Below are 13,294 nucleotides of genomic sequence, written 5' to 3'. Positions count from 1 at the left end.
AAAGGGCATTGAGTAGTGCGGGAGGTGCCCATGACTTGACATGATTACCCACATCGCCGGAGTTGACCCCTCCGGCACCGTACGTCACAGGCCTCACAGCCACTCCGACTCTCCACCACGCTCGCCGAACCACCAGAGGAACCGGTCCAGTGACCCAACCGCTCCTCGGTCAACGCTCGCGCGTCGAACTCATCGCCGAGCTCTATGACCGCCACGCAGCAGGGCTGTTCGCCTACTCCCACGACCAGCTGGGCAACGCGGACTCGGCTTCCGACGTCCTGGTGGCCGTCCTCTCGGGCGTCTCGGACGCCGAACCGCCACGCGCCGCGCTGTACGCGCTCGCCCGCCGCGAGATCTTCCTGCGCGACATCGTCTACTCGCCGGCCGCCGTCCGTCTCGACCCGGCCGCGGCCCTCGTCGAGCGCGTCCTGGGTGACCTGCGCACGCACCAGCGTGAGGTGCTGTACCTGTCGGGCGTGTGCGAGATGGACGCCTCCGAGCTGTCCTGGGTGCTCGACGTGGCCGTCGACACCGCCGACGAGCTGACGGTGAGCGCCTGCCGCCGCTTCGCCCAGTCGCTGGGCTACGCCCTGGCCTCGGCCAAGGTCCCCGAGAACATGACGGAGGTGTTCGGCGCCCTCGCCGTCGCCCCGGTCCGCGACGTGCTCAACCTCGCCCCCTGGGCCACTCCCCCGGCGCGGCTTCGCGCCGCCGTGCTCGGGCCCCAGGCGCCACCCGCCGTCCCCGCCGCCAGGCGGTCGACGTCCCCGCTGGTCAGGCAGCTGTGGCCGACGACGCCCTCGTGGCCGCTGCCGCTCGCGGAGACCGGCCTCCCGGCCGGTCCGCCGATCGGCGCCTCGGCCTTCCCGGTGCCGGACCTGCCGGACCATATGGCGGAGGACCGCTTCCCCGATCCCTTCGCACCGCGGGACCCCGACGCCGTCTCCACCCACGAGGCCACCACGGAGCCGATGCCCAGGCTCGGCGACTCGGTGCTCACCGCCCTGGACACCGCGGCCCTGCGGCCACGCCGCCGCCTCCAACGCCCCCGGCCGCGCCGGGCGACGCCGCTGTCGGCCCCCGTTCCCGGGGACGTGCTGGACGACGCCCCCGGGCGAGAAGACTTCTTCCGCCCGCTCACCCCGGAGGCGCGGGCGGCCCGCGTCCGCACCGACAGGCTCGTCGCCGCCGCCCCCCGCACCGAGACCCCGCCCGCTCCGCGTCCCGAGACCCCGCCCGCCGACCGCACCGAGCCGTCGGCCGCGGAGACGCTTCCGGCCCCGTCCCACGAGGTGCCGCCGAGCCCGGTTCCCGCCGCTCACACGGCACCCGCCGCTCCCGCCGCCGAGACCCCCCGCACCCCGCTCACCGTCGTCCCGCCCCTCGGGGACGGGATCCTCGGGGACAGGACCCTCGGGAACGCGGAGAATCCCAGGAGCTTCGGAAACCTCGGGGACGTGCTGGACGACGGCCTCGGCGACGTGCTGGACGACGCGCGTCCCCTTCCCGGCTGGCCGCTGCAGACCGACCAGCTCGACGCCCTCGCCGACCGCGAGCGCCACCGGCCCGCCCCCGGCTCCCCCGCGCCCTCCCCCTCGCGAGAAGCGGGACGGCACGCGTCCCCCGTCGGTGACCGCCCCCGGCTCTCGCTCCCCGTCTGGGTCACGCGGACGGAGACCCCCGCGTCCCCCGAGGTGCCACCGGCGGAGCGCGCCGAGCCCCCGTCCCCCGCCCCGGCCCCCGTCCGCCCCTCCGCCGTCGACTGGTTCGCCGACGCCGCTCCCTCCGGCACTGCCGACGCCGCTCCCCCCGGGGCCGCGGACGCCGCTCCCCCCGGAGCCACGGGCGGTGCGTCGGCCGCTCCCCTCGGCGCGCAGACCCGTGAGGCCCCGACCGCCCTTCCCGTCTGGTCCCCCCGGACCGACCACCTCCGCACCCCCACCGGTCGCGCCCAGTTGCGCCTGCCCCGCTGGATCATGCGCGAGGACCAGTCCGGCGACGCCCCCGCCGGGACGACCTCGCCGCCGAACCACACCCTGACGCCGTACGACGCTCCGCCGGACGACGCGGCGACCATGCCGGGGAACGGGTTCACGGCGATCTCCCCGATCCCCCCGGCCCCTCAGGCCTCCGAGCCGTCCGCGCCGCCCCCGGGCCTCGGGGAGACCGGTACGGTGCTCTCCTCCTCCGGCCGGACGGCATCCCGCAAGCGGGCGCCGCGCAGTCACAAGGCGATGAAGAACGCGACCCACCACGACTGGGCCTGGGAGCTGATCGGCTTCGTCATCGCGGTGACGATCGCCATGATCGTCTTCTTCGCGGTACCGATGATGACCACTCCGTAGACCTTCTCGGGATCCCCCGGACCTCGCGCGCCTTCCCCGAACACGCCGCCCCCACCAGAGGAACCCGGTACGGGGCACCGCGGGGCCCTCGACCACGCTCCGCGCGTACGGTGACATGGTGGAGCCGGCGCCGTTACGCCCCGGCGCCGTTGTGTTCCCCGGCCCCGGCCCGCCGCGGGGACGGCCGGCCGGGTTTCCCGGCCTTCGCGGCCATGTGTACGCACGCTGCCCGTCGTCCTCCGGCAGGCCGGAGGACGACGGGCGGCGGGTGACGGCGGCTCAGGCGGGTCGCTCCGCGTCCACCGGCGTCTTGGCGGTGGCGGGGGTGCGGAGGGTGGTCGCGGCGACCAGCGCCAGCACGAGGAAGATGGCAGCACCGACCGCGCCGACGACGTTGAGCCCGCCGGTGAACGCGCCCCGTGCCGCGTCGAGCAGCCCGGGCACGTCTCCGGCGACCGACAGCGCCCCGGTCAGGCTCGACATGGCGGTCTCCACCAGCTCGGCGGGTGTGCCCGCCGGCAGGTCACCGGCGAGAACCGACCGGTAGACCACGGTTCCGAGGCTGCCGAGCGTCGCGATTCCCACCGCGATGCCGAACTCCCCGCTGGTCTCCGAGACCGACGCGGCCGATCCGGCCTTCTCAGGCGGTGCGGCGGCGAGCATCAGATTCATGGTGAGCGCCATCGGAAACGAGATCCCGGCGGAGGCCAGCACAAGCCCGACCACGAGCAGGCCGGAACCGGCGGTGGTGACCTGCGTGACGACCAGCAACCCGACCCCGGCGAGCGCGAGGCCCAGGGCCGTGACGGTGCCCTCCGGCAACCTGCGGGCCAGAGCCGGTGCGACCATCGAGCCGACAACCATGGCGATGTTCTGCGGCATCAGCCACAGCCCGGTCGACAGCGGTGAGAGGCCGGCGACGTTCTGCAGGTACAGCGAGGCCAGCAGGGACAGCCCGGCCATGACGACCCCGCCCAGAAGCATGATCCCCAGGGCCGTGCTGAACGTGCGGTTGGCGAACAGGCCCAGGTCGAGCAGCGGCTCGGCCAGGATCCGCTGGCGGCGGACGAAGAGCACGCCGATCGCGGCGCCGGCGACGATCGCCGCGAGCGCGACGGGCTGCCAGCCGTCGCGGGCGAGGGACTTGAGGCCGTAGATGACGGGCAGGATCGCGGCGAGCGACAGGGCGACGCTGAAGAGGTCGATCGGGTGGTCGGGCCGTTCCGCTCTGAACTCCGGCAGCAGCAGCGGGCCGACGATCAGCAGCAGCACCATGAACGGCACACCGAGCAGGAACACCGAGCCCCACCAGAAGTGCTGGAGCAGCAGGCCACCGACGAGCGGGCCGAGCGTCATCCCGCCCATGAAGCAGCTGAACCAGACACCGATGGCCATGCCCATCTGCTTGGGGTCGGGGAACATGTTGCGGATCAACGCCATCGTCGAGGGCATGAGCGTCGCGCCGGCGACGCCGAGCAGGGCCCGCGCCGCGATCAACATCTCCGCGCTGGTGGCGTAGGCCGCCACGACCGAGGCCACCCCGAACGCGGCGGCACCGATCAGCAGCAGCCTGCGCCGGCCGATCCGGTCACCGAGGGCACCCATGGTGACCAGGAACCCGGCGATCATGAACGAGTAGATGTCGAGGATCCACAGCTGCTGGGTGGCGTCGGCGTGCAGGTCGGTGCCGAGCTGCGGCAGGGCCAGGTAGAGCACGCTGACGTCGAGCGAGATCAGCAGGGTCGGCAGGGCGAGGACGGCGAGGCCGATCCACGGGCGGCTCATCGGGACGTCCATGCCGGGCAGCCCGACTCGGGCTCGGCGGTGAAGAGACGGGCGGTCTCGTGGTCGGCGGCACTCACGGAGGACTCCTTGGGCTCAGGGGTTTCGTGGCCGGGCGTTTCAGGCGTAGACGGACGCGAGCCAGGTGCTCCAGGTTCGCCCGGCGTCGGCCTCTTCGATCACCCCGACTTCGAACATGCCTCGACGGTAGCGACCGACGATCTGCACTGTCAAGACAAAAAAAATTGTCGGCGTCGGAGTCGGCTCACCAAGGTGGTCATCTCAAACAAACGATTCCGCTGACCTGCGCGACCGGTTTGCCGACGTTCGGTGACGGCGCGGGCGGGCGCTCAGAGCCAGCGTTCGGTGGCGGCGCGCCAGGCCAGCTGCATGCGGGTCTGGGCACCGGTGAGTTCCATGATGTTCGAGACGCGCCGCTGCACGGTCCGCTGGCTGACTCCCAGCTGGGTGGCGATCGACTTGTCCGGTATGCCCGCTACCAGCAGCGAGAGCAGATAGAGGTCGTCGGAACCGAGCGGGCAGGGCGTCGTCCCCTCGGTGAGGGCACCGTCCTCGGCGATCCGCAACGGGGTCGCCCGTTCCCAGCAGCCCTCGAAGAGGGCGATCAGCGCCTCCAGCAGCTGGCCGCCACGGACCAGCGCCGCCGTCGGTTCGGAGACTCCCGCCTCCTGCACCAGGGGGAGCACGGCGACCTCCCGGTCGACGACCGTCAGCCGCACCGGCAGGCAGGGCATGGCCCTGGCCTGCTCGCCCAGCTTGACCCCGTACGCCACGTTCGCCTGCATGCCCTGCTCCTCCAGCAGGGGCCTCTCGTAGATCACCCGATACTCGACCCCGCGGCGCAGCGCGTCCAGCTCGGCGAGGTTCTCCTCCACGGGCGGCATGACCGCGCGGCCCCGGCAGAGATAGAGGACCTCGTGGCGGGCGTTCTCCTGCAGGTGGTCGAGGTGCTCCCTGACCACGGCGCGGTTCGGCAGGACCTCCACCAGCCGGCCGGCGTCGCGGCGGCGGGCGTTGTCGCGGTACTCCTCCGAGAGTTGGTCCACCTCGCGCCGCGCCCAGTCGAGCGCCTGCTGGTGACGGAGGAGCTGGGAGCCCAGCACGATGTCCGGCGCCACGGCCGTGAACCGCCGTCTGCCGGGACCGACCATCCTGACCAGCCCTCTGACCCGCATGGATATCAGCACCGTCTCGGCCGTCTCGGCGTCGATGCCCAGGTTCCCTATGAGGTCGGTGACCTCCGCCTCCGCGGTGGTGACCAGGAACCGGTAGACGCGCTCCTCCACAGGATCGAGCCCGAGGGATTCCAACATGACGCACATGATGACATCCGAAACGCCTATAAAAGTTACATTCACCGTCTAACCGGACTTATAACGCCAGTGTGAATTAACCGGGCGTGGGTCATATCGGACACGGAACGCACCTGTCCGCGATGACGGGAATCGAAGGCCATCGGGGTTGTGACAGCGATCTGTCAAGGCTAGTATCACGGCAACTCTTAGGAAACTTTCTTAAGAGAAAGTTAAGGCGGGAGCCTTCGCGGCATCCGGACAATCGTTCGATCCGACCAAGAGCTGCGCGAACCTCGATGACGCGAGTCGTCATCCCCCGGGGGTCCGACCGTCCGGACGTCCCGCACCGTCCGACCTCCCCGACGAAACCGGCAATGCGGAGCCCCTCCGTCCTTACTCGACCTGACTGGGTTTGCAAGCCTCTCTCGTGAGCCACTCGCGCCCCGGTCGCACAAAGTCTCGAACCTCTGCGGCCCCCACCGCACGAAGGAGTGATCAAGTGTTGAGACAGCGCATCATGGCCGCCCTCGCCGCCCTGGCGGTCACGGGCGTGCTCGCGGTCGCCCTGCCGATGGCCTCCGCGTCCTCCGCGTCCTCCGCCGCCGCGGCGGCCTGTGTGACCCCGTGGAACTCCTCGGCGGTCTACACCAACGGCATGACCGCCTCCCACAACGGCCGCAACTGGTCGGCGAAGTGGTGGACCCAGAACGAGACCCCCGGCACCGCCGACGTGTGGGCCGACCAGGGCGCCTGCGGCGGCGGCACGACGCCTCCCCCCACGGGCAACTGCAACCACCCGAACTGGGCGGCGGGCACCTGGTACCCCGCCGGGAGCATCGTCAAGTACACCAACGGCCAGTACTACCGCGCCAAGAACGAGAACCCCGGCTACGACCCGGTGATCAGCACCTGGTACTGGGAGCCGTACACCTGCGGCGGCACGACGCCTCCCCCCACCTCGGGATTCGTCGTGAGCGAGGCCCAGTTCAACCAGATGTTCCCGAGCCGGAACTCGTTCTACACCTACAGCGGCCTGACCGCGGCGCTGAGCGCCTACCCGGGCTTCGCGAAGACCGGCAGTGACACCGTCAGGAGGCAGGAGGCGGCCGCCTTCCTCGCCAACGTCAACCACGAGACCGGCGGCCTGGTCCACGTCGTGGAGCAGAACACCGCGAACTACCCGCACTACTGCGACACGAGCCAGCCGTACGGCTGCCCCGCCGGCCAGGCCGCCTACTACGGGCGCGGCCCGATCCAGCTGAGCTGGAACTTCAACTACAAGGCGGCGGGCGACGCGCTCGGCATCAACCTGCTCGGCAACCCGTACCTGGTCCAGAACGACGCGGCGGTGGCCTGGAAGACCGCCCTGTGGTACTGGAACACCCAGAACGGCCCCGGCACCATGACGCCGCACAACGCGATGGTCAACAGCCGTGGCTTCGGCGAGACGATCCGCAGCATCAACGGCAGCCTGGAGTGCAACGGCAGGAACCCCGCGCAGGTGCAGAGCCGGATCGACGCCTACCAGCGCTTCGTGCAGATCCTCGGCACCACCCCCGGCGGCAACCTGAGCTGCTGAGCCACCCGGTCACCGAACCGTCACCAAATCACCGAGTCACCGAGTCACCGAACCGCTTGACGACCGCGCGCCCGGCCTGCACACCGGGCGCGCGGTCCCGCGGACCACAGGACCGCGACCCCGGGCAGGCGCCCCCGCGAGGCGCCGGGTCACTCCGACGACAGGACCAGCCCGCTGGTCGGTACCCCCGTACCGGCGGTGACCAGCACGTTCCGTACCCCGGTCACCTGGTTGGCCGAGGTGCCCCTGATCTGCCTGACGGCCTCGGCGATGCCGTTCATGCCGTGGATGTACGCCTCCCCCAGCTGGCCGCCGTGCGGGTTGACCGGGAGACGGCCGTCGATCTCGATGCCGCCGTCGGCCACGTAGTCACGAGCCTCGCCGCGCCCGCAGAAGCCCAGCTCCTCCAGCTGGGTGAGGACGAACGGGGTGAAGTGGTCGTACAGGATGGCCGTCTGCACGTCCGAGGGGCCGAGTCCCGACTGCTTCCAGAGCTGGCGGCCGACCACCCCCATCTCCGGCAGGCCGGTCATGTCGTCGCGGTAGTAGCTGGTCATCATCATCTGGTCGGCGCCCGACCCCTGCGCGGCGGCGGTGATCACCGCTGGTGACCTGCGCAGGTCCCTCGCCCGCTCGGCGGAGGTGACCACCAGCGCCACCGCGCCGTCGCTCTCCTGGCAGCAGTCGAGCAGGTGCAGCGGCTCCACGATCCACTTGGACGCCTGGTGCTCCTCCAGGGTGATCGGGCGGCCGTGGAACCACGCGGCCGGGTTGGTGGAGGCGTGCCTGCGCATGGCGACCGCCACCCGGCCGAAGTCCTCGGAGGTGGCGCCGTACGTGTGCATGTAGCGCCGGGCGAACATGGCGACCCAGGCGGCGGGGGTCATCAGCCCGTACGGCACGTGCCAGCTCATCTCCAGGCCCTGGGACGAGGGCTCGCCGCCGATGCGGGCGTCGGGCTGGCCGAACCTGTTCCCCGAGCGCTCGTTGAACGCCCGGTAGCAGACCACGGTCTCGGCGACCCCGGTGGCGACGGCCATCGCCGCGTGCAGCACGGTCCCGCACGCCGCGCCGCCGCCGTAGTGGACGCGGGAGAAGAACGACAGGTCGCCGATGCCCACCTCGCGGGCCACGGCGATCTCCTGGTTGGCGTCCTGGGTGTAGGTGACGAGGCCGTCCACGTCCGAGGGCGCGAGACCCGCGTCGTCGAGCGCCGCGAACACCGCCTCGGCCGCGAGCTGGAGCTCGGACCTGCCCGACCGCTTGGAGAACTCGGTCGCGCCGATCCCGGCGACGGCCGTGCTCCCGGAGAAGGAGACCACGGTGATGAGCGCCTTTCTGTGTTCCTGCGTGTGTCCGTGTTCCCGCCTTCTCGCAGCCGCCAGGGAGCGGTCAGCGGGCGGGGAGGGCGAACCTGACGGTGCCCGAGACGTGGTCGCCGAGGCTGACCCCGCCACGGACCTCGACGGTGAACTCGCCGTCCTCGCAGGCGACCACGCTGCCGGTGAAGGCCAGCCTGTCGCCCGCGTACGCGGGGACGCCGAGCTTGACGTTGATGCCACGGATGATCGCCTCGGGTCCGGCCCAGTCGGTGACGTAGCGCTCGACGAGACCCATGGTGGTCAGGATGTTGAGGAAGATGTCCTTCGACCCCTGCGCCCTCGCGCCCTCGACGTCGTGGTGGACGGGGGTGAAGTCCATGGTCGCGAGCGCGGTCGACACGACCACGGTGGGGCTCAGGTCGATCGCGAGCTCGGGAAGCGAGGCTCCGACCCGCACCTCGTCGCCGGTAAGTGTCCGCATCACGCCTCCAGGGGGACCCACATGGGCAGGATCAGCTCGTCGTCCATCTGGCGGTACGTCAGACGCACCGGCATACCGATACCCACCCGCGAAGCGTCGCAGTCCACCACGTTGCCCACGATCCGCACGCCTTCCGGCAGTTCCACCACGGCGACCACGAAAGGGGTCCGGTGCCCAGGAACCGGCGGGTTGTGGTGGACGACGTAGCTGTAGACCTCTCCCTCGCCGCCCGCCGTCACGAACGTGCGGGCGGCCGAACGGCACGAGGGGCAGACCGGTCCCGGCGGATGACGGAGCTCGCCGCAGTCGGCGCACTTCTGGATCCGCAGCTCGCCCGCGGCGACCCCCTCCCAGAAGAAGGCGGTGTCGGCGTTGACGGCGGGTCTCAGCGGGTACGGCGTGCGCGGGGACACGTCCCCGGCCGTCGCTTCCCCGCCCGTCGCGTCTCCGCCTGTCACGCCTCCGCCCGTGGTGCCTCCGCCTGTCACGTCCCTGCTCGTCGCGGGCGCGTCCTGGGCGGGTGGGGTGCCGGAGGGAGCCTCCCTCGCGGGCGGGAGCCCGTTCCCGCCCGTCGCGGCTCCGTTCCCGCCGGACGCGGTCGCGGTCGTGTCCTCACCCGGTCCCCCGGCCCGCTCCCTGGGCAGGAACTTCAGCACCCGGAACAGCATGTCGGCCACGGCCTCGCCGTCGGCGTACCAGGTGATGTTCCAGGTGACGAAGTAGCCCTCGCCGAGCGCGGTCCGCTTCGGCCCGGTGATGCCGGTCAACCGGGTGGCCGGGACCAGGGACTCGCCGAGCCTCACGTAGCGGTGGTAGGTCTGCTCGCAGTTGGTGGCGACCACGCCGGTGTAGCCGTTGCCGTCCAGCATCGCGAGTACCGCGTCGATCGGCGTGCCCGCCCGCTTCCTCCTGCTCCCGTCCACGCCGGGCATGGTCCAGACCTGGATCATCGCCGGTGGGGCCACGATCCCCCCGTGCACCCCGGCCGCCGCGGCCTCGGGGTCGGTGTAGAGCGGGTTGGTGTCGCCCATGGCGTCGGTCCAGTGCCGGATCATCGGGAGGTTCACCGGGTCCGCCTCCGCGACACCGAGCACCTCTCCCTCGGCGATCTGCCGTTCGGCCAGGGCGATGAGCCGTTCGTGCAGGGAGGCGGACTCCGCCGCCCCGGCCGTCCCTGCCGTCCCGGGTGCCGGGATGGCCGGGGTCGTCTCGGGTGTCGACGGCGCCGCGGGGGACGGGTGCGCCGCGGGGGTCCGGTTCGCCGCGGGGGACGAGGGCGTCTCGGTCATCGGGGCGGCCTCGGCAGGCTCAGGCCGAGCATGGCGATGAGCTCGCGCTGGACCTCGTTGACCCCGCCGCCGAAGGTGAGCACCAGCGCGCCCTTGGCGCCGCGGTCGACGCGGTCCATCAGGTCCGCGGTGTCCGGGTCCGACGGGTCGCCGAAGCGGGCCAGGACCTCGCCGACGATCCTGCCGACGTCCTGCAACCGCTCGGAGCCGTACACCTTGGTGGCCGAGGCGTCGGGGGCGCCCAGCCAGCCGAGGTCCATGTTGGCCGCGACCTGCCAGTTCAGCAGCTCGTTGGTCCGGAAGTAGGCGTAGACCTGGCCGAGCGCCCTGCGTACCGCGGGCTCCTCGATCGTGCCGGTGCGGCGGGCCCAGGCCAGGAACCGGTCGTAGGTGTGGGCGAGGTTGCCCGCCGGGCCGAGCGTGACCCGCTCGTGGTTGAGCTGGTTGACGATGAGGTCCCAGCCCTTGTTCTCCTCCCCCACGACCATGTCCACCGGTACCCGTACGTCGGAGTAGTAGGTGGAGTTGGTGTGGTGACGCCCGTCCATCGTCGTGATCGGGGTCCACGAGTAGCCGGGGTCGGCGCAGTCGACGATCATCATCGTGATCCCGCGGTGCTTCTTCGCGTCCGGGTCGGTGCGGGCGGCGAGCCAGACGTACTGGGAGTAGTGGCCGCCCGAGGTGAAGATCTTCTGCCCGTTGACGACGTAGTGGTCGCCGTCGCGGATCGCGGTGGTGCGCAGGGACGCCAGGTCGGTGCCCGCCCCGGGCTCGCTGTAGCCGATCGCGAAGTGACACTCCCCGGCCAGGATGCGCGGCAGGAAGAACTCCTTCTGCTCCGCCGTCCCGTACTGCATGAGGGTCGGACCGACGGTCTGCACCGTGATGATCGGGTACGGCACCTCGGCGCGGGCGATCTCGTTGGCGAAGATCTGCTGCTCCAGCGGGCCGTACCCGCCGCCGCCGTACTCCTTGGGCCAGCCGAGCCCGAGCTTGCCGTCGCGGCCGAGGGTGCGGCAGTGCTCCATGTAGGCGTGGCCGAACGGGTCGGTGGAGATCCGCGCGCGATCCTCGGCGGTGAGACAGGACCGGAAGTACTCGCGCAGCTCGTCGCGGAGTCTCTTCTGGTCGGGAGTCAGGTCGATCAGCATCAGACGAGCGCTCCGATCGTGTCGAGCCGGGCTTCCACCCCGCCCAGCAGGTGGGCGTGGTGCTTGCCCCAGGCGAAGTAGCGGTGCAGCGGGTAGGTCACGTCCACGCCGATCCCGCCGTGCAGGTGCTGGCAGGTGTAGAGCGCCCGCAGCGCCTGGTCGGTCGCGGTCAGGGCGCCGACGGCCAGGTCCGCCTCGGCCTCCTCGTCCGCGCCCTCGGCCAGCCGCCACGCTCCCGACCACACGGCCACGTCCAGGGCCCGCGCGGCGATGTAGACGTCGGCGATCTGCACGGTGACCGCCTGGAACTCGGCCAGCGCCCGGCCGAACTGCTTGCGCGTCCTGATGTAGTCGGTGGTGAGCGCCAGCGCCCCGGCCAGCACCCCGGAGGTGACGGCGATGTTCCCGGCCAGCGTCAGCCTCCGCAGGCCGCCGGCCGCCGTGCCGTCCTCGGCCCCGACGAGCTCGCCGGAGGCGCCCTCCAGGGTGAACGCGGCGGCGGGTTCGCCGGTGGAGGTCGGCACCGGCCGCAGGTCCGCCTCGGCGGGGTCCACCAGGAACAGGCCGACCCCGGTGGCGGTGGCGGCGGGGAGCAGGATCCTCGCGGCCTGGGCGGCGTACGGGGTCGTGCCCTTGGCGCCGTCCAGCACCCACCCGGCGCCGTCGCGGCGGGCGGTCGTGACCGGCGGGGCGGAGAGGTCGCGGCCCGGCTCGGAGGGGGCGACGGCGAGCGAGATCTCACCGCCGGCCAGCGGGGCCAGTGCCTCGCGCTGCTCCCGGGAGCCGTACCGGGTGATCACCTGCGCCGCGACCAGGCTCTGCTCGGCGGGGACGGGAGCCACGTGGGCGCCGATCTCCCGCAGGACGACCGCCATCTCCACCGGTCCGAACCCCGCGCCCCCGGCCTCCTCGGGCAGGGTGGCGCCGAGCAGCCCGGCCCCGGCGAGGGAGCGCCACAGGGCGGTGTCGTAGGACGCGCCGCTCTTCTCGTGGGCTTCGAGCCTGGTCGAGGTCACCTCCTTGCCGAGGAGGTCGACCGCGAGTTCGCGCAGGTCGGTCTGTGTCTCGTCGAGATTGAAGTCCACTGGCGCTCCAGGGTTTCTGTCGGCCGCTTCGCCCTTCCGGAAAGTAGAACAGATTCTATTCTGTGTCCAGAGGCAGCCAATCGCAATAAGTCGCCGCATAACCGCCGCACCGCATATGCCATGTAAGCGCGGGGCATCTTTGTGACTGGCGAGTAACCCATCGGAGTATCCGGAAATCAGATAACGTGTTCTCATGCGCACCTCGCATGTGACCACCGATACGCCGGTCACCCCGCACCGGACCGGCAGGCACGCCCCGGGCGACGCCGATCCGGCCATGACCGAGGGGGCCTCCGGCATGCAGAGCGAATCGGCGTCCACGGGTGTCCGCACCAGGAGCCAGCACCAGCGGCGCAAGCGCATCGTCCAGGCCGCCGCCGCCCTCGCCTCGCGGGGCGGCGTCGAGGCGATGCAGATGCGGACCGTCGCCGAGCGCGCCGGGGTCGCGCTCGGGACGCTCTACCGATACTTCCCCTCCAAGATGGATCTCGTCGTCGCCGTCGTCGGCGAGGAGATCGACCTCCTGGAGACCAGCATCGAGCGCCGCCCGCCCAACGCCGCCACGGCCTCGGGGCGGGCCGTCGACGTCCTGATGCGCGCCACCCGGGGCCTGATGCGCGAGCCCGAGCTCGCCGACGCGCTCATCCGCTCGTTGATCATGGCCGATGTCGACATACCGTTCGGCGACCGCATGGCGGGGCTGCTGCTCCGCGTCGCCGGGGACGGCCTCAGTGTCGAGACCGCCACCGAGGAGCAGTTCGCCCTGGCGGGCTCGCTGTCCAGTGTCTGGGTGCACGAGCTCATGGAGATGCTCAGGGGCCGGCGCACGCACGAGCAGATCCAGCGCCGCATCGAGATCGCCGCCGGGCGCCTGCTCGCCGACTTCCAGTCCTCCCCCTCCGCCCCTGCCTGAGACACCTCTGCTTGAGACAGCTCCGTCTGAG

10 protein-coding genes are annotated in these 13,294 nt (G+C 71.5%); 3 read left to right on the top strand and 7 right to left on the bottom strand.

The features are described from left to right. The first annotated feature begins 149 nt into the window (after positions 1–149). On the top strand, positions 150–2,345 hold the full coding sequence (locus ACFFRH_RS38350; RefSeq protein ID WP_344748960.1) for a hypothetical protein: 2,196 nt from the start codon (positions 150–152) through the stop codon (positions 2,343–2,345). Positions 2,346–2,624: 279 nt separating this feature from the next. On the opposite strand, the gene ACFFRH_RS38345 is transcribed toward ACFFRH_RS38350, so the two are convergent. Together ACFFRH_RS38345 and ACFFRH_RS38340 are read right to left on the bottom strand one after the other, a co-directional pair. Continuing rightward, complete coding sequence (locus ACFFRH_RS38345) at positions 2,625–4,142, bottom strand: MFS transporter (protein ID WP_386162410.1); 1,518 nt, start codon at positions 4,140–4,142, stop codon at positions 2,625–2,627. 335 nt (positions 4,143–4,477) lie between these two features. After that, positions 4,478–5,461 carry a helix-turn-helix domain-containing protein gene (locus ACFFRH_RS38340; protein ID WP_386162408.1) on the bottom strand — a complete coding sequence of 328 codons (984 nt, stop codon included), beginning with the start codon at positions 5,459–5,461 and terminating at the stop codon, positions 4,478–4,480. Between the two features lie 481 nt (positions 5,462–5,942). On the opposite strand from ACFFRH_RS38340, the gene ACFFRH_RS38335 reads away from it, so the two are divergent. After that, a complete protein-coding gene (locus ACFFRH_RS38335; RefSeq protein ID WP_386162406.1) occupies positions 5,943–7,022 on the top strand; it encodes a glycoside hydrolase family 19 protein in 1,080 nt (359 codons plus the stop codon). Between the two features lie 149 nt (positions 7,023–7,171). Here ACFFRH_RS38335 and ACFFRH_RS38330 read toward each other — a convergent pair whose 3' ends face one another. From ACFFRH_RS38330 to ACFFRH_RS38310, 5 genes are all read right to left on the bottom strand, one after another. Next, positions 7,172–8,344, bottom strand: coding sequence for a lipid-transfer protein (locus tag ACFFRH_RS38330; RefSeq protein ID WP_344748956.1), 1,173 nt, complete (start codon positions 8,342–8,344; stop codon positions 7,172–7,174). 70 nt (positions 8,345–8,414) lie between these two features. Then, positions 8,415–8,825 (bottom strand): MaoC/PaaZ C-terminal domain-containing protein, encoded by a 411-nt coding sequence (locus ACFFRH_RS38325; RefSeq protein ID WP_386162404.1) that lies wholly within the window; start codon positions 8,823–8,825, stop codon positions 8,415–8,417. Beyond that, on the bottom strand, positions 8,825–10,114 hold the full coding sequence (locus ACFFRH_RS38320) for a bifunctional MaoC family dehydratase N-terminal/OB-fold nucleic acid binding domain-containing protein (protein ID WP_386162402.1): 1,290 nt from the start codon (positions 10,112–10,114) through the stop codon (positions 8,825–8,827). Before ACFFRH_RS38320 ends, ACFFRH_RS38325 begins: the two co-directional genes overlap by 1 nt. Continuing rightward, on the bottom strand, positions 10,111–11,265 hold the full coding sequence (locus ACFFRH_RS38315) for an acyl-CoA dehydrogenase family protein (RefSeq protein WP_344748954.1): 1,155 nt from the start codon (positions 11,263–11,265) through the stop codon (positions 10,111–10,113). The genes ACFFRH_RS38320 and ACFFRH_RS38315 overlap by 4 nt, the downstream gene beginning before the upstream one ends. After that, a complete protein-coding gene (locus tag ACFFRH_RS38310; protein WP_386162400.1) occupies positions 11,265–12,350 on the bottom strand; it encodes an acyl-CoA dehydrogenase family protein in 1,086 nt (361 codons plus the stop codon). Before ACFFRH_RS38310 ends, ACFFRH_RS38315 begins: the two co-directional genes overlap by 1 nt. Positions 12,351–12,627: 277 nt before the next feature. Between ACFFRH_RS38310 and ACFFRH_RS38305 the strand changes: the two genes are divergently transcribed. Continuing rightward, positions 12,628–13,263 carry a TetR family transcriptional regulator gene (locus ACFFRH_RS38305; protein WP_386162431.1) on the top strand — a complete coding sequence of 212 codons (636 nt, stop codon included), beginning with the start codon at positions 12,628–12,630 and terminating at the stop codon, positions 13,261–13,263. Positions 13,264–13,294 lie beyond the last annotated feature (31 nt).

The organism is Streptosporangium vulgare, from assembly GCF_042428775.1.
Lineage (GTDB): Bacteria > Actinomycetota > Actinomycetes > Streptosporangiales > Streptosporangiaceae > Streptosporangium > Streptosporangium vulgare.
Note: the sequence above shows the minus strand (reverse complement) of the source record. Positions and strands in the feature narration are given on the sequence as shown.